This window comes from Azospirillum sp. Sh1, assembly GCF_008365135.1.
GTDB classification, from domain to species: domain Bacteria; phylum Pseudomonadota; class Alphaproteobacteria; order Azospirillales; family Azospirillaceae; genus Azospirillum; species Azospirillum oryzae.
In genome coordinates this window covers 281,395-305,764 of sequence record NZ_VTTK01000001.1, presented here as the reverse complement: position 1 = coordinate 305,764, position 24,370 = coordinate 281,395, and the positions used below count along the sequence as shown (strand labels likewise).

General features: G+C 65.3%; 18 protein-coding genes and 3 tRNA genes. 17 read left to right on the top strand and 4 right to left on the bottom strand.

What is annotated here, in order from left to right:
- Window positions 1-392: 392 nt before the first annotated feature.
- Together glnA and FZ029_RS01420 are read right to left on the bottom strand one after the other, a co-directional pair.
- The gene (glnA, locus tag FZ029_RS01425; RefSeq protein ID WP_109086114.1) at window positions 393-1,802 is read right to left on the bottom strand and encodes a type I glutamate--ammonia ligase; all 1,410 of its coding nucleotides are present in this window, start codon (window positions 1,800-1,802) and stop codon (window positions 393-395) included.
- Between the two features lie 304 nt (window positions 1,803-2,106).
- Window positions 2,107-2,445, bottom strand: coding sequence for a P-II family nitrogen regulator (locus FZ029_RS01420; protein WP_012974531.1), 339 nt, complete (start codon window positions 2,443-2,445; stop codon window positions 2,107-2,109).
- 367 nt (window positions 2,446-2,812) lie between these two features.
- On the opposite strand from FZ029_RS01420, the gene FZ029_RS01415 reads away from it, so the two are divergent.
- From FZ029_RS01415 to FZ029_RS01370, 10 genes are all read left to right on the top strand, one after another.
- Window positions 2,813-2,888 (top strand) — tRNA-His (locus FZ029_RS01415).
- A 192-nt stretch (window positions 2,889-3,080) separates the two neighbouring features.
- Window positions 3,081-4,544, top strand: coding sequence for an NAD(P)H-hydrate dehydratase (locus FZ029_RS01410; protein ID WP_149267726.1), 1,464 nt, complete (start codon window positions 3,081-3,083; stop codon window positions 4,542-4,544).
- 103 nt (window positions 4,545-4,647) lie between these two features.
- Window positions 4,648-6,201: a malonyl-CoA decarboxylase gene (locus FZ029_RS01405; RefSeq protein WP_149198331.1), complete on the top strand. Its 1,554-nt coding sequence runs from the start codon at window positions 4,648-4,650 to the stop codon at window positions 6,199-6,201.
- Window positions 6,202-6,338: 137 nt separating this feature from the next.
- A tRNA-Leu gene (locus tag FZ029_RS01400) sits at window positions 6,339-6,423 on the top strand.
- A 91-nt stretch (window positions 6,424-6,514) separates the two neighbouring features.
- Window positions 6,515-7,858, top strand: a complete 1,344-nt coding sequence (gene tig, locus FZ029_RS01395) for a trigger factor (RefSeq protein WP_149198332.1) — start codon at window positions 6,515-6,517, stop codon at window positions 7,856-7,858.
- A 112-nt stretch (window positions 7,859-7,970) separates the two neighbouring features.
- Window positions 7,971-8,597 carry an ATP-dependent Clp endopeptidase proteolytic subunit ClpP gene (gene clpP, locus FZ029_RS01390; RefSeq protein ID WP_042688570.1) on the top strand — a complete coding sequence of 209 codons (627 nt, stop codon included), beginning with the start codon at window positions 7,971-7,973 and terminating at the stop codon, window positions 8,595-8,597.
- Between the two features lie 269 nt (window positions 8,598-8,866).
- Window positions 8,867-10,129, top strand: coding sequence for an ATP-dependent Clp protease ATP-binding subunit ClpX (gene clpX / locus FZ029_RS01385; RefSeq protein WP_149198333.1), 1,263 nt, complete (start codon window positions 8,867-8,869; stop codon window positions 10,127-10,129).
- A gap of 456 nt (window positions 10,130-10,585) precedes the next feature.
- The gene (gene lon, locus FZ029_RS01380) at window positions 10,586-12,997 is read left to right on the top strand and encodes an endopeptidase La (protein ID WP_149267725.1); all 2,412 of its coding nucleotides are present in this window, start codon (window positions 10,586-10,588) and stop codon (window positions 12,995-12,997) included.
- A 199-nt stretch (window positions 12,998-13,196) separates the two neighbouring features.
- Window positions 13,197-13,469: an HU family DNA-binding protein gene (locus tag FZ029_RS01375; RefSeq protein WP_012974523.1), complete on the top strand. Its 273-nt coding sequence runs from the start codon at window positions 13,197-13,199 to the stop codon at window positions 13,467-13,469.
- A 107-nt stretch (window positions 13,470-13,576) separates the two neighbouring features.
- Window positions 13,577-13,651 (top strand) — tRNA-Val (locus tag FZ029_RS01370).
- A gap of 101 nt (window positions 13,652-13,752) precedes the next feature.
- On the opposite strand, the gene FZ029_RS01365 is transcribed toward FZ029_RS01370, so the two are convergent.
- Window positions 13,753-14,940: a hypothetical protein gene (locus FZ029_RS01365; protein ID WP_149267724.1), complete on the bottom strand. Its 1,188-nt coding sequence runs from the start codon at window positions 14,938-14,940 to the stop codon at window positions 13,753-13,755.
- A gap of 132 nt (window positions 14,941-15,072) precedes the next feature.
- Window positions 15,073-17,349, bottom strand: a complete 2,277-nt coding sequence (locus FZ029_RS01360; protein WP_149267723.1) for a DNA topoisomerase — start codon at window positions 17,347-17,349, stop codon at window positions 15,073-15,075.
- An 18-nt stretch (window positions 17,350-17,367) separates the two neighbouring features.
- Between FZ029_RS01360 and FZ029_RS01355 the strand changes: the two genes are divergently transcribed.
- From FZ029_RS01355 to rpsK, 7 genes are all read left to right on the top strand, one after another.
- Window positions 17,368-18,177, top strand: coding sequence for a trypsin-like serine protease (locus tag FZ029_RS01355; RefSeq protein ID WP_247892093.1), 810 nt, complete (start codon window positions 17,368-17,370; stop codon window positions 18,175-18,177).
- 97 nt (window positions 18,178-18,274) lie between these two features.
- Window positions 18,275-18,622 carry a RidA family protein gene (locus FZ029_RS01350; RefSeq protein WP_149267721.1) on the top strand — a complete coding sequence of 116 codons (348 nt, stop codon included), beginning with the start codon at window positions 18,275-18,277 and terminating at the stop codon, window positions 18,620-18,622.
- A gap of 228 nt (window positions 18,623-18,850) precedes the next feature.
- Window positions 18,851-20,992, top strand: coding sequence for an elongation factor G (gene fusA / locus FZ029_RS01345; RefSeq protein ID WP_149198338.1), 2,142 nt, complete (start codon window positions 18,851-18,853; stop codon window positions 20,990-20,992).
- A 302-nt stretch (window positions 20,993-21,294) separates the two neighbouring features.
- Window positions 21,295-21,771, top strand: coding sequence for a tetratricopeptide repeat protein (locus FZ029_RS01340; RefSeq protein ID WP_247892092.1), 477 nt, complete (start codon window positions 21,295-21,297; stop codon window positions 21,769-21,771).
- Window positions 21,772-21,936: 165 nt separating this feature from the next.
- Complete coding sequence (locus tag FZ029_RS01335; RefSeq protein WP_149267719.1) at window positions 21,937-23,328, top strand: hypothetical protein; 1,392 nt, start codon at window positions 21,937-21,939, stop codon at window positions 23,326-23,328.
- A 182-nt stretch (window positions 23,329-23,510) separates the two neighbouring features.
- Entirely contained in the window at window positions 23,511-23,879 is a 369-nt protein-coding gene (rpsM, locus tag FZ029_RS01330) for a 30S ribosomal protein S13 (protein WP_012974491.1), read from the top strand.
- 15 nt (window positions 23,880-23,894) lie between these two features.
- Complete coding sequence (gene rpsK, locus FZ029_RS01325; protein ID WP_012974490.1) at window positions 23,895-24,293, top strand: 30S ribosomal protein S11; 399 nt, start codon at window positions 23,895-23,897, stop codon at window positions 24,291-24,293.
- Window positions 24,294-24,370 lie beyond the last annotated feature (77 nt).

The following is a 24,370-nucleotide window of genomic DNA, read 5'->3' as shown; positions in this document are numbered from 1 at the left end:
GATATTCTATTCGCTATCTCGTGTGGAGAAGTGTAGATGTTCGCCTTTGTATGAGAAATCAATAATTCATTGCATTGGTTCTCTTCAAAATTGCGTAGGCTATGTTCTTCATCGATATGCCGATTTTTCTCTACTTTGTTCTTATTTTATAAGAGTAGTCGTGGCTCTCTTCTGTCTTCCTCGCGTCGGTATCGGCTGTATCTGGTAGCGGTCATGACAACACGCACGTGGGTGTCCCTCCGAAGGCTTCTTGGTGGAAAAGGAAAAGATGCCAATAACCGCAAAGAAAAGAGGCCCCCTGGTTTCCCAGGGAGCCTCTTGACTGGGTACACCGGGCCGGTACACCCTCCGTTTCCGAAGTGATGAAAGGCCCAGTGTTTCCAAGGGCCAAATCAAACCGAGTAGTACATCTTGTACTCGATCGGGTGCGGCATGGTCTCGAAGGCCATCATCTCTTCCGTGCGGAGGTCGATGTAGCCGTCGATCATGTCCTGCGAGAAGACATCGCCCTTGCGCAGGAACTCGTTGTCCTCGCGCAGGGAGTTCAGGGCTTCGCGCAGCGAGCCGCAAACGGTCGGGACCTTGGCCAGCTCTTCCGGCGGCAGGTCGTACAGGTTCTTGTCCATCGCGTCGCCAGGATGGATCTTGTTCTGGATGCCGTCCAGGCCGGCCATCAGCATGGCGGCGAAGGCCAGGTACGGGTTGGCCGACGGATCCGGGAAGCGGACCTCGACGCGCTTGCCCTTCGGCGAGGCGACGTACGGGATGCGGCAGGAGGCCGAACGGTTGCGGGCCGAGTAGGCCAGCAGCACCGGAGCCTCATAGCCCGGGACCAGACGCTTGTAGCTGTTGGTCGACGGGTTGGTGAAGGCGTTCAGCGCCTTGGCGTGCTTGATGATGCCGCCGATGTAGTACAGCGCCAGCTCCGACAGGTCGGCGTACTGGTTGCCGGCGAACAGCGGCTGGCCGTCCTTCCAGATCGACTGGTGGCAGTGCATGCCCGAACCGTTGTCGCCGAAGACCGGCTTCGGCATGAAGGTCGCGGTCTTGCCGTAGGCGTGGGCGACGTTGTGCACCACGTACTTGTAGTACTGCATGTTGTCGCCGGTGCGGACCAGCGTGTCGAACTTGATGCCCAGCTCGTGCTGGGCGGCGGCCACCTCGTGGTGGTGCTTCTCGACCGGAACGCCCATCTCGGCCAGGACGCTCAGCATCTCGGCGCGCAGGTCGTTGCAGCTGTCGACCGGAGCGACCGGGAAGTAGCCGCCCTTGGTGCCCGGGCGGTGGCCCAGGTTGCCGTCCTCATAGTCCTTGCCCGACGAGTAGGAACCCTCGTCCGAGGCGAACTCGTACGACACCTTGTTCATGTCGACGGAGTACTTCACGTCGTCGAACACGAAGAACTCGGCTTCCGGACCGAAGAAGACGGTGTCGCCGATGCCGGCCGAGGCCGTGTACTTCTCGGCGGCCTTGGCGATGCCGCGCGGGCAGCGGGCGTAGGCGCCGCCGGTGCCCGGATCATAGACGTCGCAGAGGATGTTCAGCGTCGGCTGGGCGGCGAACGGATCCATCACGGCCGTCGTCGGGTCCAGCTTCAGGATCATGTCCGACTCTTCGATGCCCTTCCAGCCGGCGATCGAGGAACCGTCGAACATGATGCCGTCTTCGAACACGTCTTCGTCGATGGTCGAGACGTGCTGGGCCGTGTGGTGCAGCTTGCCGCGCGGGTCGGTGAAGCGCAGGTCCACGTACTTGACGTCGTGTTCCTTGATCAGGTCGAAGACCTTGCTGATGTCGGACATGTCTCTTTTTCCACGCTTTAAGAGGGTTGGATCCCGCTGCGTCAAGCCGCTGCCCAAGCCCCTACGGGGCCCTGGCGGCGGAGGGCGGCGCTCGCGGCGGACGTTATCTCACGCCTTTCTTCCCCGCACAACGCGCCAACCCAAAAAGTCGCACGTTCGCCATAGGCGGCCATCGGCCGTTCGGCGAGGTGTGCGGCCGGGGCCGGCATGAGGTGATGGGGAAAGCGGCGCATGTTGGCGGATTCTGGTCGGGAGGGTGCCGGTCGGAAGGGAGGAGCCGGTGGACGATGCTATCCGGGCGCGGTCAGATCGCGTCGGCGCCCTTCTCCCCGGTGCGGATGCGGACCACCTCCTCCACGGGCGTGACGAAGATCTTGCCGTCGCCGATGCGGCCGGTATGGGCGGCCTGCTGGATCGCCTCGATCGCCCGCTCCACCAGGGAATCCTCCATCACCACCTCGATCTTCACCTTCGGCAGGAAGTCCACGACGTATTCCGCGCCGCGGTAAAGCTCCGTGTGGCCCTTCTGGCGGCCGAAGCCCTTGGCTTCGGTGACGGTGATCCCCTTGATCCCGACTTCGTGAAGGGCTTCCTTCACCTCGTCGAGCTTGAACGGCTTGATGATGGCTTCGATCTTCTTCATGGGTCTCTCGTGTACGAGGTGCCAACGCCGGCAGGCACCGTCCACGGCACTGCCGACAGCGACGACGATAAGCATGGAGCGTGCCACATTCGGCCGATCCGATCCGGCGGCATCGACGCTGGTCATAAGACGGTCGGGTGCCGTCCAATGGGGCAGGGTGCTGCCGAAGGATTCGGCGGAGTGAACAATATTTGTGCAATTGGCGCAAGTGCTCTGCGCTGGCGGGGCTGGATGGTTGCTCCGGACGGGCGAAAGTGGGGCCTTGGCGCCCCGAAATAGGTTTTTTCATTTTTCGTGAAAAAGGTGCTTGACCGGAAAGCCGAGCTGGAGGATAACGCGGCTCCCGACGGCGGAAACGCTGACGGCGGCGGTGGTAGCTCAGTTGGTAGAGCCCTCGGTTGTGGTCCGAGTGGTCGTGGGTTCGAGTCCCATCCATCGCCCCATCTTCCCTTTTCTTTCTTCTGAAAATCCGTTCTTCTTATCGTCCGCACGGCTGATTGGCCGTTTCGCGGGCGTTCATGCTTGTCTGCATCGTGCTTTCCAGGCAAAGACGCAGCCCACGGGTAGAGTGGGGGCGCGAATGTTCGCCCTAGAGAGTTCGCCCGCAAGGGAAGGCAGCGCCGGGGGAATGGGGGATGGATGAGCTTCTATCCGTCGCGGAGATGTATCGGGCCGACCAGTTGGCCATCGCCGCCGGGGTGCCCGGCCCGGCCCTGATGGAGGCCGCCGGCGCCGCCGTGGTCCGCGCCGTGTGCGAGCGCTGGGCGCCGCACCCGACCGCCGTGCTCTGCGGTCCCGGCAACAATGGCGGCGACGGCTTCGTCATCGCCCGGCTTCTTCTGGAGGCGGGCTGGCCGGTGAGGCTGGCCCTGCTCGGCACGCGTTCGGCCCTGACCGGCGACGCGGCGGTGGCGGCGGAGCGCTGGCCCGGCCCGATCGAGGCAGCCGATCCCTACATCCTCAAGGGCAACCCCCTGGTCATCGACGCGCTGTTCGGCGCCGGCCTGTCCCGGCCGCTCGACGGCCTCGCCCGCGCGATCGTCGAGGCGATGGAGGGTCGCACCGTCGTCGCCGTCGATGTGCCGAGCGGCCTGCACGGCGACAGCGGCCGGGTGTTGGGGGCCGCTCCGCAAGCGGCGCTGACCGTCACCTTCTTCCGTCGCAAGCCCGGCCATGTGCTGTTGCCGGGCCGCGCCTTGTGCGGCGAGGTGGTGGTCGCCGACATCGGCATTCCGGAGCGGGTGCTGGACAGCATCGCGCCGCAGACCGCGGTGAACGAGCCGTCGTTGTGGCATCATCGCTTTCCCTGGCCAGCGCTGGACGGCCACAAGTACGCACGCGGCCATGCGGTGGTGCTGGGCGGGGCACGGATGACGGGTGCGGCCCGGCTGGCCTCGGTTGCGGCCCTGCGCGCCGGTGCCGGGCTGCTCACCATCGCCTGCCCGCAGGAAGCCTTCCCCATCTATGCCGCCGGCTGCGCCAGCGTGATCGTCGATCCGCTGGAGGATGACGGCGCGTTCGCCCGGCTGTTGCAGGACCCGCGCAAGAACGCGGTGCTGATCGGGCCGGGGGCGGGCAGGGGGGCGCAGACCCGCGCCGCCGTGATGGCCGCGCTGGACGCGCGCCGGGCCTGCGTCCTGGATGCCGACGCGCTGACCAGCTTCGCCGAGTCGGCCGACGAGCTTCTCGACCGGCTCGACAAGCGCTGCGTCCTCACCCCGCATGAGGGGGAATTCGCCCGGCTGTTCGGTGATTCGGTCGGCATGGACGGCGACAAGCTGTCGCGGGTGCGGGCCGCCGCCGCGCGGTCAGGCGCCGTCGCCGTCCTCAAGGGAGCGGATACGGTGGTCGCCGCCCCCGATGGCCGCGCCGTGGTGAATGTCAACGCGCCGCCCGATCTGGCGACCGCCGGCACCGGCGACGTGCTGGCCGGCATCGTCCTGGGCCTGCTGGCGCAGGGAATGGATGGGTTCGAGGCGGCCTGCACCGCCGTCTGGCTGCATGGCGAGGCGGCGCGCGTGCTCGGCCCCGGCCTGATCTCCGACGATCTGGCGGGAGCGCTGCCCGGTGTTCTGAAGGCGCTGAAGGCGCAGGGTTGAGGCCTGCCAAGACCGGACCATGGGTCGACGTCTGCGGTACCCCTGACGACGGCGTTCGCGCGCCCTCTTGCGGCGGCGCTCCGGTCGGGCCAGACTCCGGGGCATGAGCGACGCACCCGACACCACCACTCTGGAGCCTGTGCCGCCATCCCAGGCCGCGCAGCCCAATTTCTTCGACCGCGCGCTGGACAACCTGCGCACCCGCTGGCGCGAGATCGCGGCGTCGGCCCGCGGCGCCGTCGGCGCGCCGCCGCGCACCCATCTGCCGAAGGAGGACGCCGAGCGCCTCAAGGAGCAGATCGAGGCCTGCCTGGAATCGCGCGGCGGCGAGGTTTCGGCCCGCGCCCGCGCCGCCCAGCTCGGCCGCACCTATCTGGCGCTGGATCCCCAGGGTCGGCGCAACTTCCTAGTAATGCTCGCGCGCGACTTCGACGTCGACCGCGATGCGGTGATGGACGCGATGGCGACCTTCCAGGCTGCCGCCGACCCGGTGGCGCGCGGCCATGCCGAACGGGCGCTGCGCCGTGCGCTGGAACCGCCGCGCCTGCGGTTGCTCACCCAGTTCAACGCCCTGCCGGAAGGTGTGAAGTTCCTGGTCGACCTGCGCGCAGAACTGATGGAAATGGCGCGCGGCGAACCGCTGCTGCAGGCGCTGGAAGACGATCTGAAGAACCTGCTGCGGGCGTGGTTCGACGTCGGCTTTCTGGAGATGCACCGCATCACCTGGGACAGCCCGGCCTCGCTGCTGGAAAAGCTCATCAAATACGAGGCTGTGCACGAGATCAGCGGCTGGCAGGACCTGAAGGATCGGCTCGATTCGGACCGGCGCTGCTTCGCCTTCTTCCACCCGCGCATGCCGCACGAGCCGCTGATCTTCGTCGAGGTGGCTCTGGTCCAGGGCATGTCGGACAATGTGCAGGCCCTGCTCGACCCCACCGCGCCGGTCTGCGATCCAAAAAGCGCAGACAGCGCCATCTTCTATTCGATCTCCAACGCGCAGGTCGGGCTGGCCGGCATCAGCTTCGGCAATTTCCTGATCAAGCGGGTGGTCGACGGGCTGGCGACCGAGTTCCCCAACATCAAGTGCTACGCCACCCTGTCGCCGATCCCCGGTTTCCGCCGCTGGTTCGACCGGTCGCTGGACCGCGACGGCGACGCCCTGCTGACCAACACGGAGGCCGAGCGCATCGCCGAACGGCTGGCCGAGCTGGAACAGGCCGACGATGTCGAGGCGACCACCGAAGGCGGCGTCGGTACCGACGAATCGCCGCTGCTCGTCCGCGCTGTCTCCCGTCCCGGCTGGGCAGAGGATGAAGAGCTGCAGAAGCAACTGCGCGGCCCGCTGATGCGGATGTGCGTCCATTACCTGACAAGTGTGCAGGAGGCGAGGGGCCATGGTCGTGCCCGCGCGCTGGACCCGGTGGCGCATTTCCACCTGACCAACGGCGCCCGGATGGAGCGGCTGAACTGGCTGGCCGACCGCTCGGCCAAGGGGCTGAAGCAGTCGCTGGGAATGATGATCAACTACCGCTACCGGCTGGGCGAAATCGACGCCAATCACGAGGCCTACACCGGCGAGGGACGCATCATCACCTCGTCCGCGGTGCGCTCCCTGGACAAGGCGGGGAGCAAGGCGGCCGGGAAGGCCGGCGGTTGACGCGAACAGAGCGGGCCTCACTCTCTTGAGTGGGGCCATTTTGCCTGTTTGCTTCCGGCGCGCTGTGCTATAGACCGGACTTCGCCGGCGGTCCGGCGGGTGTTTGCGCACCCGTCGCGGCTGCCTTTGCCATGAACGCGGGCGTGGCGGAATTGGTAGACGCGCTGGATTTAGGTTCCAGTGACTTCGGTCGTATGGGTTCAAGTCCCTTCGCCCGCACCATGGCAACACCTTGGACCGCATGGACAACACGGATTCGGGCCGCCCGGACGGGCGCCGCCGGGCCGGAACAACGAGATAGGCTTTCGTTCCGATGAACATCACCGAGACCAGCACCGACGGCCTCAAGCGCGAATTTCAGGTCGTCATTTCCGCCAAGGACATCGAAGAGAAGGTGAACGGCAAGCTGGAAGAGCTGCGCCGCACGGTCCAGCTGCCGGGCTTCCGTCCGGGCAAGGTGCCGGTCACCGTGATCAAGCAGCGCTATTTCGGCGGCGTGCTGTCCGAGGTGCTGGAGGACGCCATCTCCGACAGCTCGCGCCAGGCGCTGAGCGAGCGCGGCCTGCGCGTCGCCCTGCAGCCGAAGATCGAGGTCGAGAAGTACGAGGACGGCGGCGACCTCACCTACAAGATGGCGGTCGAGCTGCTGCCGGACGTCGAGCCGGGCGACTTCTCGGGCATCGAGCTGGAGAAGCCGGTCGCCGAGGTCACCGACGAGTCGGTGGAAGAGGCGCTGACCCGTCTGGCCTCGGCCCACTCGACCCAGGCCCCGGTCACCGAGGACCGCGCCGCCGAGACCGGCGACATCGCCGTGATCGACTTCGCGGGCAGCGTCGACGGCGAGGCCCTGCCGGGCATGGACGGCAAGGACTATCCGCTGGAGCTGGGCGCCGGCCGCTTCGTGCCGGGCTTCGAGGAGCAGCTGGTCGGCGCCAAGGTCGGCGAGCACCGCACCGTCAACGTCACCTTCCCGGAGGACTACCCGCATGAGCGCCTGAAGGGCGCCGCGACGGTCTTCGAGGTCGACGTGAAGGAGCTGCGCAAGAACGTCCCGGCCGAGGTCAATGACGAACTCGCCAAGGAGTTCGGCATGGAGAGCCTGGAGAAGATGCGCGAAGCCATCCGCGACCGCATCAAGGGCGAGTATGACGGCCTGTCGCGCCTGCGCGTGAAGCGCCAGCTGCTCGACAAGCTGGCCGAGGCCCATTCGTTCGAGGTGCCGGCCGGCATGGTCGACATCGAGTTCGAGGGCATCTGGGCCCGCCTGCAGGAAGAGCTGAAGAACGGCACCGCCGGCGAGGACGCCAACAAGTCCGAGGACGAGCTGAAGGCCGAGTACCGCTCGATCGCCGAGCGCCGCGTCCGCCTGGGCCTGCTGCTGTCGGAAGTCGGCCGCCGCAACAACATCCAGGTCACCCAGGACGAGGTGAACCGCGCCCTGATCAACGAAGCCCGCCGCTTCCCCGGTCAGGAACGTCAGGTGTTCGAGTTCTTCAAGCAGAACCAGCAGGCGCTCGAGAACCTCCGCGCCCCGATTTTCGAGGACAAGGTCGTCGACCACATCCTGGATCAGGCCAAGGTGACCGAGAAGACCGTCAGCGTCGAAGAGCTGAGCAAGGACGAGGACGAGGCAGGCAGCGAGTCTGCGGCGGCCTAACTCCCCGAAAGGAGTGGGGGCGGACTACCATCCGCCCCCAAAGGTTCCTATATGTGGTTCCGTGCCGGCAACGATCACCGGTTCAGCCAACTGCGGGGGCAGGGAAGAACACATGTACGACTTCGAGCCGAAGATGAATGCTCTGGTCCCGATGGTCATCGAACAGACCAACCGGGGCGAGCGCGCGTACGACATCTATTCGCGCCTGCTGAAGGAGCGGATCATCTTCCTGATCGGCGGAGTGAACGACGCCGTCGCCAGCCTGATCTGCTCGCAGCTGCTGTTCCTTGAGTCGGAGAACCCGAACAAGGACATCGCGCTCTACATCAATTCGCCGGGCGGCTACGTCTCGGCCGGCCTCGCCATCTACGACACCATGCAGTACATCCGTCCGCAGGTGTCGACGGTGTGCATGGGGCAGGCGGCCTCGATGGGCTCGCTGCTGCTGGCCGCCGGTGCGCCGGGCAAGCGTTTCTCGCTGCCCAACAGCCGCATCATGATCCATCAGCCGTCGGGCGGCGCCCAGGGCCAGGCCTCGGACATCGAAATCCAGGCCCAGGAAATCCTGAAGCTGCGCTCGCGCCTGAACGACATCTACGTCAAGCACACCGGGCAGGACCTCGACACCATCGAGACCGCCATGGAGCGCGACAAGTTCATGTCGCCGGAGGAGGCGAAGGCCTTCGGTCTGATCGACGAGGTGGTGGAGAAGCGCCCCGGCGTCGACCACCATTCGTAAGCCGCGGTTTCCAAGCCCTCCCAACAAAGGGTTGATCGGGTCGTGACGCTGTTGTTGAATGGCGGTGACACGATCCGGTCATAGGGGGCGGTCATAGGGGAATCCCCTTGTGGCACGTCCGGTATGCGGATTGTAATGCGTCGCTAAACCGGCGCGTGACCTTGTCGCGGGCGTCGTCCGCGATAACCTGAGTAGGACCGGCGTCGGGGGGCGCCGCGAACGGGCATGGTCCCAGGGGACCACGCCTCCCGCGAGATGACGGAGTACCGATGAGCAAGTCCAGCAGCGGCGATTCGAAGAATACGCTCTACTGCTCCTTCTGCGGCAAGAGCCAGCACGAGGTCCGCAAGCTGATTGCCGGTCCGACGGTGTTCATCTGCGATGAATGCGTCGAACTGTGCATGGACATCATTCGCGAGGAGAACAAGACGACCCTCGTGAAGTCCCGCGACGGGGTCCCGACTCCGCGCGATATTCATGCGGTGCTCGACGATTACGTCATCGGACAGTCTTACGCAAAGCGCGTGCTGTCGGTGGCGGTCCACAACCATTACAAGCGCCTCGCCCACGGGACGAAGCATAACGACGTCGAACTGGCGAAGTCGAACATCCTGCTGATCGGCCCGACCGGCTGCGGCAAGACGCTGCTGGCCCAGACGCTGGCCCGAATCATCGACGTTCCCTTCACCATGGCCGACGCCACGACGCTGACCGAAGCCGGTTATGTCGGCGAGGATGTCGAGAACATCATCCTCAAGCTGCTCCAGGCCGCCGACTACAATGTCGAGCGGGCGCAGCGCGGCATCGTCTACATCGACGAGGTCGACAAGATCAGCCGCAAGTCCGACAACCCGTCGATCACCCGCGACGTGTCGGGCGAGGGCGTGCAGCAGGCCCTGCTGAAGATCATGGAGGGCACCGTCGCCTCCGTGCCGCCGCAGGGCGGGCGCAAGCATCCCCAGCAGGAATTCCTGCAGGTCGACACCAGCAACATCCTGTTCATCTGCGGCGGTGCCTTCGCCGGCCTGGACAAGATCATCGCCCAGCGCGGCAAGGGCACCAGCATCGGCTTCGGCGCCGATGTCCGCTCCGCCGACGAGCGCGCCACCGGCGAGATCCTGCACGAGGTCGAGCCCGAGGATCTGCTGAAGTTCGGCCTGATCCCCGAGTTCATCGGCCGTCTGCCGGTGCTCGCCACCCTGTCCGACCTGGACGAGGGGGCACTGGTCGAGATCCTGAGCAAGCCGAAGAACGCCCTGGTCAAGCAGTACCAGCGCCTGTTCGAGATGGAGGACGTCCATCTGGAGTTCTCCGAGGACGCCATGCGGGCCATCGCCCACAAGGCGATCGCCCGCAAGACGGGTGCCCGCGGTCTGCGGTCGATCATGGAAGCCATCCTGCTCGACCCGATGTTCGACCTGCCGGGTCTGACCGGCATCGAGAGCATCCTGGTCAACAAGGAAGTGGTCGAAGGGCGCGCCAAGCCGCTCTACGTCCACGCCGAACGGCGCAGCGAAGCGCCGGGCGCGTGATCGGACCAATAGGCCGTCGCAGTCTTTGCGACGGGACGACGAGAGGGGCGCTTAGGCGCCCCTTTTCTTTTTTGGCCCGTTTCCGATGCAGCCGGCGCATGGCGCCCGGACAGTTCATTCCGAATCGTCGCCCCTGGGGGGCCTATGCGGCGGATCGTCTGCGGCTGACAGGGTGAATGGCGCCGCAAAGCTTCCGTTTGGGTGGTCGAAGGGGGGCAAAACCGGCTCGAACCGCCTGTTAAGTCGTCCGAAAGGAGAGCAAAGGCGGTCTTGGCCGGCCAAACGGCCTTTTCACCTTGCGGAAACGGCGGGAAGACGGTCGCAGCCCCTTGAAGGGCGCATGGCCGTGTGCCACGTTAGTCCGGTGCCGTAGGCGATCCCCGCGCTCAACCCGAGGCGAGGGCCGTGTCAGGCCCATTCCGGGCTGGCGGCGATCCATTCATTGAGGCCCTGCCCATGATCGAACTCTCCCGTGGTGCCCTCTACCCGGTCCTGCCGTTGCGCGACATCGTGGTCTTCCCCCACATGATCGTGCCGCTGTTCGTCGGGCGCGAGAAGTCCGTGCGCGCGCTGGAAGACGTGATGAAGGATGACAAGCAGATCCTGCTCGTCACCCAGAAGAACGCCGCGCAGGACGATCCGACTCCGGCCGACATCTACAGCGTCGGCACCGTCGGCACCGTGTTGCAGTTGCTCAAGCTGCCGGACGGGACCGTCAAGGTGCTGGTGGAAGGTGGCCAGCGCGCCGCCATCACCAAGTTCGCCGACAATGAGGAGTTCTTCCAGGCCCAGGCCGAGCTGGTCGAGGAGAAGACCGGCGAGAACCAGGAGCTGGAGGCGCTGAGCCGCGCCGTCGTCTCCCAGTTCGAGCAGTACATCAAGCTGAACAAGAAGATCCCGCCGGAGGTGCTGGTCTCGATCAACCAGATCGAGGAAGCCGGCAAGCTGGCCGACACCGTCGCCTCGCATCTGGCGCTGAAAATTCCGGAAAAGCAGCAGTTGCTGGAATGCGCGACCGTGTCGGAGCGTCTTGAGCGGGTCTATGCCTTCATGGAAGGCGAGATCGGCGTGCTGCAGGTGGAAAAGCGCATCCGCAACCGCGTCAAGCGGCAGATGGAGAAGACCCAGCGCGAGTACTATCTGAACGAACAGCTGAAGGCGATCCAGAAGGAACTCGGCGAGACCGAGGACGGCCGCGACGAATCGGCGGAACTGGAAGAGAAGATCAACAAGACCCGCTTCTCCAAGGAAGCCCGCGAGAAGGCTCTGGCCGAGCTGAAGAAGCTGCGGTCCATGAGCCCGATGTCCGCGGAAGCCACCGTGGTCCGCAATTACCTGGATTGGATGCTGTCCATTCCGTGGAAGAAGCGCACCAAGGTGAAGCGCGACCTGAAGCTGGCGCAGAAGGTGCTGGACGACGATCATTACGGTCTGGAGAAGGTCAAGGAGCGCATCCTCGAGTACCTCGCCGTCCAGAACCGCATGAACAAGGTCAAGGGGCCGATCCTCTGCCTCGTCGGCCCGCCCGGCGTCGGCAAGACCTCGCTCGGCAAGTCGATCGGCAAGGCGACCGGCCGCAACTTCGTCCGCATGTCGCTCGGCGGCGTCCGTGACGAGGCCGAGGTGCGCGGTCACCGCCGCACCTACATCGGCTCGATGCCCGGCAAGGTCATCCAGGGCATGAAGAAGGCCAAGTCCTCCAACCCGCTCTTCCTGCTGGATGAAATCGACAAGCTCGGCGCCGACTGGCGCGGCGACCCGTCGTCCGCCCTGCTGGAGGTTCTGGATCCGGAGCAGAACGGCACCTTCAACGACCATTACCTGGAGGTCGACTACGACCTGTCCGACGTGATGTTCGTCTGCACGGCCAACACGATGCGCATGCCGCAGCCGCTGCTGGACCGCATGGAGATCATCCGCGTCGCCGGCTACACCGAGGACGAGAAGGTCGAGATCTCCAAGCGCCACCTCATCGAAAAGCAGGTGGAGGCGAACGGCCTGAAGAAGGGTGAGTTCGCCATCTCCGACGACGCGTTGCGCGATCTGATCCGCTACTACACGCGGGAAGCCGGCGTCCGTTCGTTGGAGCGCGAGATCGCCAACCTCTGCCGCAAGGCGGTGAAGGAGATCCTGCTGAAGAGCGGCAACGCCAAGGTTTCGGTCACCCGCCGCAACCTCGACAAGTATGCCGGTGTCCGCCGCTTCCACTATGGCGAGGCGGAGCTGGAGGATCTGGTGGGCGTCACCACCGGTCTGGCCTGGACCGAGGTCGGCGGCGAACTGCTGTCGATCGAGGCCGTGGGCCTGCCCGGCAAGGGCCGCGTCACCACCACCGGCAAGCTGGGCGACGTGATGAAGGAGTCGGTCCAGGCGGCCGAGAGCTACGTCAAGTCGCGCGCCGTCGCCTTCGGCATCAAGCCGACGCTGTTCGAGAAGAAGGACATCCACGTCCACGTTCCCGAAGGCGCCACGCCGAAGGATGGCCCGTCGGCCGGTGTCGCCATGGCCACCTCCATCGTCTCGGTGCTGACCGGCATTCCGGTCCGCAAGGACGTGGCGATGACCGGCGAGATCACGCTGCGCGGCCGGGTCCTGCCCATCGGTGGACTGAAGGAAAAGCTGCTGGCCGCTCTGCGTGGCGGCATCAAGCATGTGCTGATCCCGAAGGACAACGAGAAGGACTTGGCGGACATCCCGGACAACGTGAAGCGTGGGCTGGAGATCATGCCCGTCGGCACGGTGGACGAGGTGCTGCGCAACGCCCTGGTGCGTCCGCTGGAGCCCATCGAGTGGACCGAGCCGGAGGTCGATCCAGCCGCGGCGAAGGCCCAGGAGAAGGGTGCCGACGGCGAGGTCCTGCGTCACTGATCCGGGGCCAGAACGGCCATGATCTGATCGTAGCCGTCGCCGGACAGTCGACTTTTGGGACAAGAGGAGCTTAGCCGCCCGTCGGGAATTGACGGGCGGCAAACGCTGTGCTTATCCTTTGCTTCCAAAAAGTCGTGGACGAAAAGTCCTGGGGCGGCTTTTGTCTTTCAGTATTTGCTGAATTTCGAAGGGGGATTGCGTGAACAAGAACGATCTCGTGGCGCATGTTGCCGAAGCGTCCGGTCTGTCCAAGACCGACGCCACGAAGGCCGTCGACGCCGTGTTCGACAGCATCGCCGAATCCTTGAAGAACGGCGATGAAGTCCGTCTGGTCGGCTTCGGCACCTTCGCGGTGGCTGAGCGCCCCGCGACCGAGGGCCGCAACCCGCGCACGGGCGAGAAGATCGACATCCCGGCATCCAAGCAGCCGAAGTTCAAGGCGGGCAAGACCCTCAAGGACGCTCTGAACTGAGCGAGAGGTTTGGCAGGCTTGAAGTTTCCAGCCCACTCAGGGCATAGTGCGGCCGGCCGGGCAACCACCCGGCCGGATTGCATTTCAGTGCATGATTTTTCAGGTTCGGGCGATTAGCTCAGCGGTAGAGCGTCTCGTTTACACCGAGAATGTCGGGGGTTCGATCCCCTCATCGCCCACCATTCCCCACCACTCCCAACACTGTCCATGATGTCAGGCCCCGTTCCGGGGCTTTTTTCACGCCCGGATACTGGGGGGCGCCGGATGGGCGCCCCCTATCCGCCTATTGCTCGCCGCAGGGATTCGGCTGGTCCTTCATCCCGACATAGCCTTGCTTCGCGTCGTACAGGAACTGGTACTGTCGCAGGAAATGGCGGCCGGTATTGATGAACGGCGCCTTCTTGGGAGCAGGCGGGGGCGGTTCGGTGCTGGAGGGGATCACCTGCGCCGGTTCGTTCGGTGCGCCGGCCCCGACGATGAAGGCATCGTTCGCAATCGGGTTGCCGGCATTCGGAATCTGGACGGCGACCGACGTGTTGGGCGCAAGCACCCATACCATCTTTGTCGGCTCGCTCAGATCGGCCTGCTGCACCTTGCCGAATTGGATCGAGGGCGGCAGCGTCATGTAGCTCTGCGGGATTCCGGTATCCACCAGGATGTTGGCCATTGTGCAGACAGGGCCGTCGGCATTGCGGTTCACCTCCGGATTCACCGTGATGCAGCCCTGCGGCATCATCCAGTCGCCGAAATATTGCGGGTAGGGGGCCAATTGGGCGAAGCGGAAGCCGGACGTGTTCGCAGCGGTCAGGCCGACCTGGATGCCCTGACGGCCGATGATGTAACCCTTGTTGAACGTGCCGTCGACGATGGGCTGGCCGTTCACGCTGCGCAGGTTCAGCAGGACATTCTTGTCGGGTGTGCCTTGCGGCTGGAAATCGGCCTCCTGGCCGAATCCGACCCCCATATACAGCACCGGCTTCTCGGGCGCAGGCAGATTGGAGCAAATCTGCTGGTCGCTCTGGTAGCTGTCGCAGGTACCGGACTTCTCCACGCCCAGGATCAAGACCTCGGAGGTCGTGACCGGCGTGTTGGCGCGGTCATAGAGCGTGACCGTCATGGGCACCCAGGTGCCGACCCACAGCACCTTGCTGCTCGACAGGAACTGGGTCCCCGGCTTGGCGCCCGGCGCTGACTTCAAAGTCTCGTAATTCGGGATACTCGTGGCGGACATGGCCACCCCGACGGACCCGGTGTCCATGGTCACCGTGTGGATGGTGTTGTCGCCGGCGATGCTGAAATTCAGCTTTGGCGGATCGGTGAAGGACACCGGCTGAAAAATGGCGAATGGGATGCACTGCGTCACGCTGGCGCCGCCGTAATCCCGCAGGCCCTGGGCCAGCGCAGGGGCGGTCGCAACCAGGGTCAATGCGGCGGCGGTGACGGAGCGTGAAGGCCAACCGGAGACTCTCATGGAAATGCTCAGCAATGGTTGCGAATTCCAAGAGAGTTACCGGCATATTGCCTCAAGTCCAGCGATCAATATCGCCAAAATTGCGCAAATCTCCGCAATCACGCAACCGTTGGCCCGGCCGTTGGGCGGTGGTCAGCGTGCGTGCTGATCCAGAAAACTGCGGCATTGATCGAAATCGTGCAGGCACGGGTCGGGCAGGGCGATGCCCTTGCGCTCTGCCAGGCTGCGGGCGAAGGCGACCATGCGCTCCGTCGGTTCGCGACGGCGGCGCGACTCCGGAATGGGCGAAGCCTCTGCCGGCCCGCTTTCAGCCACTGCGGCTGCCACTGCGGCGATTGGCGGGGCGCTGCCGGTTCCCTTGGCCTTGCGGGTGCGCCGCGGCTTTGGCGCCGCTGCGTCCCCCTCGGCGGGTGCCGCAACCTTGCGGGTCCGCCGTCGCGCAGGCTTCGCCACATCGCCCGACACAGCACCGCCGCCTCGCGTCGTCGTGCGTCGTCCAACTGCGCCACGGCCGGCGAATCGAACCTTGGCGGCGGGCAGGCCGAGATCCAGCGCGGTACCGCGTTGCCCGACCAATGCACCGATCAGCCGTTCCGCCTCGGTCGCAATGGCGTCGATGACGCGGCGGAAATCGGCGCGGCCGGTGACGACCTCATCCAGCTTCATTTCCCACAGCGCGGTGGTTCCGGGATCCACCAGCGTCGGGGCGGCGGCGCGCAACGTCTCGAACAGGTGCAGGCCCGCCGGTGTCGGGACCAGCCACTTGCCGTCCGCCCCCAGCAGGTTCTGCTTGCGCAACCCCTTGATGACTTCGGCGCGGGTGGCCGGAGTGCCGATACCCTTGGCCTCCTTCAACCGGTCGCGCAGGGCCGGGTCCTCGACGAAGCGCCAGGCGTTCTGCATGGCGTCGACCAGCGTGCCTTCATTGTAGCGTGGGGGAGCCTGGGTGCGCTTGGCCTCCACCTTGGGATCGGTCAGGATCGCCGATTCGCCGTCGGTCAGCGGCGGCAGGGTCTGCTCTGCCTCCTCCTCCGCCTTGCCGCCGGAGCGGTCGTCGCTTTCGGCGGATCCGAACGCGGCCTTCCAGCCCAGCTTCAGCGGGATGCGGCCGACGGCCCGGAAGGCGACGGGCTTGCCACCCTCAGCCGATGGCACCGGAACCGGCATGGTCACGCTGGTCTGGCGATACTCGTAATCCGGCATCACCGCGGCGAGGTAGGAGCGGCAGATCAGCGCGAACAGCCGCTTCTCGTCATCGGTCAGCCGGACCAGCCGCGATTCCAGATCGTCCAGCACATTGACGTTGGGGATCACCGCATGGTGCGACACGCCTTCCAGTGCCTTGTCGCAGAAATGGCCGGACTTGCCCTTGCGGATCACCGGCCGGGCAATGTCGAGGTGGGCAAAGCCGCGCAGCCGGGTCAGCGCCCCGACGATGGCCGGCGCGTCGGCGATCTGGTTCTCCGACAGGTAGCGCGCTTCGGCGCGCGGATAGGTGATGAGCTTCTTGCCCTCGCCGTCATACAGTTCCTGCGCCACCGCCAGCGTGCGGTCGGCGGTCCAGCCCCAGCGCTGACCGCAGGTCTTCTGCAGCGAGGGCAGGTCGTACAGCTTGGGCGGCGCCTGCCGCTTCTCCTCGACGGTGACGGTCAGCGGGCCGCGGTGGTTGTCGGCGGCGCGGGCGATGGCCTCGGCGGCGGTGCGGTCCTTGATGCGGTCCTTCGGCGCCGGGGCGTGGCGCATCTGGAAGCTGCCCTCCGCCACGGCGGCGGTCGCCACAACCTCGAAATAATCCTCCGGCTTGAAGTTGCGGATCTCAAGCTCGCGCAGGCAGACGATGGCCAGTGTCGGCGTCTTGACCCGGCCGATGCCGATGACGCCACGGGTGCCGGGGGCCAGCAGGGTCTTGGTCGCCGTGCGGGTCAGCGACAGGTTGTAGATCTGGTCGGCCTGCTGACGCGCCACCGCCGCCTCGTAGAGCGGCCGCATGGAGTCGTTGGGCTTCAGCGCGGCGAAGGCGTCGCGCAGGGTCTTCGGGTCCTGGGCTGTGAAAAGCGCGCGCCGCACCTTGCCGCGATAACCGACATGCTCCAGGATCTCCTGGCCGATCAACTGGCCCTCGCGGTCGCAGTCGGTGGCGAGGATTACCTCGTCGCAGGCGCGCAGCGCGGCGGTGATCGCCTGCAGCTTCGCCGCCTTGTTGCCACCCTGGTCGGGCCGGGTGGGGAAAAGCCCGTCCGGCTTCAGCAGCGTCGGCGACCAGCGCTTCCAGGCGGGATCGACCTCGTCCGGCTCGGCAAGCCGCAGCAAATGGCCCTCGGCCGGCAGGATGCGGCCGTAGCGGTCGCCCAGGGCCGCGCGCAGGTCCTTCGCCTGACTGGATTTTTCGGTGATGATCAGCGTCGCCATGCGTCGGAGGATACGGTATTGAGGGAAACGGAGCAAGAACATGCGCGCGGTCGGCCCGACCTTCGCCTTGGCCGTGTGGTCGCAACCGGGCTTGCCCTTACGATCCTGGCCGGTGCGCCGGTCGTCCATGCCGAACGGCCGCTGCTTCCCGGCGTCGGGCTTGGCGACCGGCGGGCGCCGGTGGATGCGACTTCGGCGCCTTGGCGCAGCATCGTCCGGGTGCAGACCAATCTGGCCGGCCGCTGCACCGGGGCGCTGGTCGGCCGGCACACGGTGGTGACCGCCGGCCATTGCCTGTTCAATCCGCGCACGCGGCGCTTCCTGCAGGCGTCCTCCCTGCATGTCCTGTTCGGCTATGACCGGGGGGAGTTCACCCGCCATGTCACGGTGGCGCGCGTCGCGACCGACCCGGCCTACGACCCCGCATCCGCGACTCCCAAGGTCGCCGACGACTGGGCGGTGCTGACACTTTCAGAGCCCGCCCCGGAGTCGGTGCCTTCGCTGCCTCTCAGCGCCGGACAGTTGTCGCCGGGAACGCCGGTGATGCTCGGCGGCTACAGCCAGGACCGGGCGCAGATCCTGATGGCCGACCGCGACTGTCATCTTCTGGGGGAAAGCGCCGGCCTGCTGGTGCATGATTGCGACGCCACGCGCGGGACCAGCGGCGGGCCGCTGCTGGTGCGGACACCGACGGCGAATGGAGAGGGCTGGTCGGTCGCCGGAGTCGGCGTCGCCGCCGGACCCGGCCCGGCCGTGCGCAATTTTGCGGTCCCGTCCGCGCGTTTCGCCGCACTTTTGGCGAAGGATGGCGCTGCGGGTCAGCCCTGAGCGGCTGAGACGCATTTTTCGCTTCGCGCGCGGCCCCGAATGGCATAGACGTACCCGCGTCTTTTTTGAGCCCCCCGGAACCCGGAGTCTTTCCGCAATGTCGATCCAGCGCTTCCACACCGGACCGCGCATGAGCCAGATGGTCGTCCACAAGGACACGGTCTATCTCGCCGGTCAGGTCGCCGACGAGCCGACGCCCGACGTCGAGCGTCAGACCGCCCAGATCCTGGCCCAGATCGACGCCTTGCTGGCGGAAGCGGGCAGCGACAAGAGCAAGCTGCTGTCGGCCACGATCTATCTGGTGGACATCGCCAGCTTCAGCGCGATGAACAAGGCGTGGGAGGCCTGGGTCGATCCGGCCAATCCGCCGGCGCGCGCCACAGTGGAAGCCAGGCTGGCCGCTCCTGAGTATCTCGTTGAAATTCAGGTCACCGCTGCTAAATAAGGCGGCGGAAACGGGGCGACCCGGCAGCCTCGGTTGGGGTGTGCCGGCGTGGCCCGAACGCTGTGAGGGCCGCGCGCTTCAATATTCCGACAAATTGCTTGTCGGTTTACGGAATGTTAATGACGCCTTAACAGATCGCCCGTAAAACCCCGACCAACCTCTGCCGCCGAAGCGGACGACCCTGACGGTCGCGCTTCGGTTGTCGCGTTACTGCAATGGAACCGCAACATGCCGCGCCAAACGCCACTGTCTGACATTCGGAACATCGGCATCATCGCCCACGTCGACGCGGGCAAGACGACGACCACCGAACGCATTCTGTACTACACCGGTCGCAAGCACACGATCATCGACGTCCACGAGACGAAGGATCTGAAGACGTCGACCACGACCGACTATATGGAGCAGGAGCAGAAGCGCGGCATCACCATTCAGTCCGCCGCGGTCTCGGCTTTCTGGCGCGACAAGAAGATCAACGTCATCGACACCCCCGGCCACGTCGACTTCACCATCGAGGTGAACCGTTCGCTGCGCGTGCTCGACGGCGCGGTCGTGGTGTTCGACGGCGTCGCCGGCGTGGAGCCGCAGTCGGAGACCAACTGGCGTCTGGCGGACAACTACAACGTTCCGCGCATCTGCTACGTCAACAAGATGGATCGCTCGGGCGCCAACTTCCAGCGCTGCGTCAGCATGATCCGTCAGCGTCTGAACGCCCGTCCGGTCTGCATCCAGGTTCCGCTCGGCTCGGAAGACAACTTCCGCGGCATGGTCGACCTCGTCGAGATGAAGGCCTATGTCTGGTTCTCGGACGACAAGGACGCCAAGTGGGAGACCTGGGAGATCACCGACGATCTCGCGGCCAAGCTCAACCTGACCGTCAAGGAAGACCTGGACAACGTCGCCAGCATTCCGGCCCTGCGCGCCGAACTCGTCGACACTGCCCTGGAGCAGGACGACGCGGCGATGGAAGCCTACCTGGACTCGGGTGAGGAGCCGTCGGCCGACGTGCTGCGCGCCTGCCTGCGCAAGGGCACCATCACCGGCGCCTTCACCCCGGTCCTGTGCGGCTCGTCCTACAAGAACAAGGGCGTCTGCCAGGTTCTGGACGCGGTCGTCGATCTGCTGCCGGCCCCGACCGACGTCGAGGCGATCAAGACGGTGGACGAGGACGGCAACGCGAACGGCGAGCGTCTCAGCTCCGACGACGCGCCCTTCTCGGCGCTGGCCTTCAAGGTGCTGAACGACACCTACGGTTCCATGACCTTCATCCGCGTCTATTCGGGCGTGCTGACGAAGGGCATGTCGATCCTGAACTCGACCCGCGGCAAGCGCGAGAAGATCGGCCGCATGGTCGAGATGTTCGCGAAGGAAGCCAACCCGATCGAGGAAGCCCGCGCCGGCGACATCATCGCGCTCGTCTCCCTGCAGGAGACCGAGACCGGTGACACGCTGTGCGACGCCGCCCACCCGGTCATCCTGGAGCGCATGCGCTTCCCCGACCCCGTCATCAGCGTCTCGGTCGAGCCGAAGACCAAGGGCGAGCAGGAGAAGTTCTCGATCGCTCTCGGCAAGATGGTCCGCGCCGATCCGTCGCTCCGCCTGGAGACCGACCGTGAAACCGGCCAGACCATCCTGCGCGGCATGGGCGAGCTGCACCTGGAAGTGACGCTGGACCGCATGCGCACGGAGTTCGGCGTGGAAGGCAACATGGGCAAGCCCCAGGTCGCCTACCGCGAGACGATCACCAAGCCGGTCGAATACACCTACACCCACAAGAAGCAGACCGGCGGTTCGGGCCAGTTCGCCGAAGTGAAGATCATCTTCGAGCCGCTGGAGCGTGGCGCCGGCTTCACCTTCAAGGACGAGACGGTCGGCGGTTCGGTTCCGCGCGAATATGTTCCGTCGGTCGGCAAGGGCCTGGAAATGCAGAAGGAAGACGGCGTCCTCGCCGGCTACCCGACTGTGGACTTCAGCGCCCGCCTGGTGGACGGCAAGTACCACGACGTCGACTCGAACGCCCTGACGTTCGAAATCGCCGCCAAGGCCTGCTTCCGCGAGGCTCTGCCGAAGGCCGGTCCGATCCTGCTCGAGCCGGTGATGAAGGTCGAGATCGTCACGCCGGAGGATTACCTGGGCGACGTCATCGGCGACGTGAACCGTCGTCGCGGCACTGTCCTGGGCCAGCTGGAGCGTGGTTCGAACATCGCCGTCGAGGCCAATGTCCCGCTGAACGAAATGTTCGGCTACATCGGCCAGCTGCGCGGCATGACCTCGGGCCGTGCGTCCTACACGATGGAGTTCAGCCACTACGAGCCGGTGCCGCGCAACGTCACCGACGAAATCGTGGCCGGCCGCAACAAGGCCGCCTGATCGCCTTTGGGACGATCTGGACACATCCGGTAAAGCAGACGGCCGGCGGAGCGATCCGCCGGCCGTTCGCCGTTTCCGACCATTTTTCGGCCTGCACCAATGGTATAGGGGCATAGGTCGGCGGCTCTAAAGCCCAAGGGCAGCGCCTCTGACCAATTCTTTAGCGTTTTGCAACCAAAAAATAGTTGGCAGCCCGTCGAATCCGTGCCCAAATTTGGAGCATGATGATTCGACGCTTCTTTTCCTTGACAGTGCTTTTGCTGCTGACCCTCGGGGTGCCGGCCGGCGCGGGGCAGGGGAACATGCGTCTCGACAGTCTTTTCCAGGCCTTGCACAGCACCGCGGACGCCGCCTATGCCGAATCGGTGGAGGAGCATATCTGGGACTTCTGGCTGGAGCATCCCGACCCGGTGATGGTGCGCGACATGCGCGCCGGGGTGCTCAGCCTGAATGGCGACGACTACGAGTCGGCGCTGCACGCCTTCGACGCGGTGGTCGCCCGCGACCCGTCCTATGCCGAAGGATGGAACAAGCGCGCTGCCGCCCATTACATGCTGGGCGACTATCGCGCCGCCATGCTGGACCTGCGCCATACCCTGTCGCTTGAGCCCCGTCATTTCGGGGCGCTGGTCGAGCTGGGCCTCGTCTATCTGGCGCTGGGCGACGAAAAGCCGGCGCTGCGGGCGTTCGATGCGGCGCTGAAGATCAACCCGCATCTCAACCGCGTCCGTGTCCAGGCCGAAGCGATCCGTCATCGGATTGCGGGGACCGACCTGTAGGCGGACGGGCTTGCGCTGCGGATTGTCGCGCGCAAAATTGCATTATAAATCCCTCAATGAGAGTATAACCTTCGGCGGCGCGACCGCCGGGCGGCCGTGCTGTCTTGGCTGCACGTCCGGAAAGCGACGTGTCGGCACTGCGGGCTGGGGCCGGCTGGGGGCGTGATGTTCGACGAAGTGATCCATGTGGTCGGCGAGTTGCGGGTGCTGAGCGCACTCGGTCTGCTCGGCCTGTCCTTCATCCTTCCGCTGACGATCTTCATCGGCCGCAGCAACATCAAGAATGTGCGTCAGAAGATCATCGCGGACCTGGAGTCGGTCTTCCGCATCGAAGGGCAGGATCACGACCAGCTGATCCCCTCCTTCGAGTTCGCGGCCTATAAGTACCGCGCGCTGCCGCAGGGACCGGACAACACGCAGCCGTCGGAATGGCGCGCCTATTTCTTTCCGGTCCTGGTCTTCATCATGGTGTCCTTCAGCGGCTTTCTGACCTCCAGCGGCATGCTGCTGGGCAAGGACCGGCTGGATCATTTCCAACCGCTGTTCAGCGGCATGACGCTGTACGGAGTCGACGGCGTCACGTCGATGGATCTGGTGCATTATCAGCTCCAGACCGTGGCGGTGTTGTCCTTCGCCTTCTTCGGCGCCTATGTTTGGTCGATCGACTACCTGATCCGCCGCATCTCCAACTATGATCTGTCGCCTATCTCCTTCCTGCGGGTGACCGGCCACATCATCCTGGCCTGCATCACCGCGGTCACCCTGCATCACGCCTATATGGACATGGCGCGCATCGTGCCGGAGGGCGCGGTCGGTGACGGCGTACCGGAATTGCTGGTGGCCTTCCTGACCGGATTCTTCCCCAAACTCGGCCTGCAAACGCTGCTGAGTCGGGTGCCGCAATTGCAGATCCGACGCATCGACCCGCGGGCCCAGGGCTTCATCCGCGAATATCCGATCGACATGATTCTCGGCATCGACTCGGCCATCAAGTTCCGACTTGCCGAGTTCGAAATCGAGGACGTTCAGAACCTGGCCACGGCTAACCCGATCCTGCTGTTCGTCGAAACGCCCTACGGCATCTACGAGACGATGGACTGGGTGGCTCAGGCGCAGTTGATCCTGGCGCTCGACCTCGACCAGATCGAGGCGCTGCGGGTCATCAATGTCCGCACCATCTTCGACATCGAACGCTTCATGAGCCGGCCGGAGTCGCGGCCACGGCTGATGCAGGCGCTGAATTGTCCGAAGACCGACGGCAAGGGTGCGGTGCTGCTGGCCGACCGCGGCATCACGTTGGAGAACCTCGAATCGGTGGTGCAGGCGATCGGCGAGGACCTGCATGTCCAGCGCCTGCGCCAGATCTGGCGCAACATCGAATTGAAGCTTAGCCTCGACCTGCCGCAGGTTCTCCGCGACCGTGCCCTGCTGAAGGCCGGCCGGATGCCGCTGCGGCCAGTTCCGGTCGAGGACATGCCGGACGAGAACTCCGGACCCGGCTTCGAACAGGCCGCCACTGGCCCGGCGACGGCCCGGCAGCCGGTTCCAGCCGAATAACCGCCGGCAATTCACCTTGACAAGTTCCGCGGTTTTCCTATAGTCGCACCCTCTCGCCATCCCACAGGGGTGGCGGGTAACATTGTGCGTTCCTGGTCCCGGCGTTGTGCCGGGCGGGATTTGCTCGGTGTGTAGGCGGCCCGACGGGCTGCCGTTGAGATATCGAGATCGAGGAGAGCAGCGTGGCGCGTATCGCTGGCGTCAACATCCCCGCGCAGAAGCGCGTGGAGATCGGGTTGACCTACATCCATGGCATCGGCCCCTTCAAGGCCAAGGAAATCTGCGCGAAGCTGGAAATCCCGGCCGAGCGTCGCGTGAACGAGCTGACGGACGACGAAGTCCTGAAGATCCGCGAGACCATCGACGCCGACTACCGCGTCGAGGGCGATCTTCGTCGTGAAGTCGCCATGAACATCAAGCGTCTGATGGACCTGGGCTGCTACCGTGGCCTGCGTCACCGCAAGGGCCTGCCGGTCCGCGGTCAGCGCACGCACACGAACGCCCGCACCCGCAAGGGTCCGGCCAAGCCGATCGCCGGCAAGAAGAAGTAAGAGGACGAACGCAAAATGGCCAAGCCCTCCGCCGCTTCTCAGCGCCTGCGTCGTCGCGAGCGCAAGAACATCACCGCCGGCGTCGCTCATGTGAACGCCTCGTTCAACAACACGATGATCACCATCACCGACGCGCAGGGCAACACCATTGCCTGGTCGTCGTCGGGCACCATGGGCTTCAAGGGTTCGCGCAAGTCGACGCCCTACGCCGCCCAGGTCGCTGCCGAGGACGCCGGCCGCAAGGCCCAGGAACACGGCATGAAGACCCTGGAAGTCGAAGTGAAGGGTCCGGGTTCGGGGCGTGAGTCCGCCCTGCGCGCCCTGCAGTCGATCGGCTTCCAGATCACGTCGATCCGCGACGTCACGCCGATCCCGCACAACGGCGTTCGCCCGCCGAAGAAGCGTCGCGTCTGATTCAGCATTGTTTCCGCACCCGCGGGGACCAGCCATTCCGGGACAGGGGGCCGCAGCCATCGCGGTCCCCTCAGCAT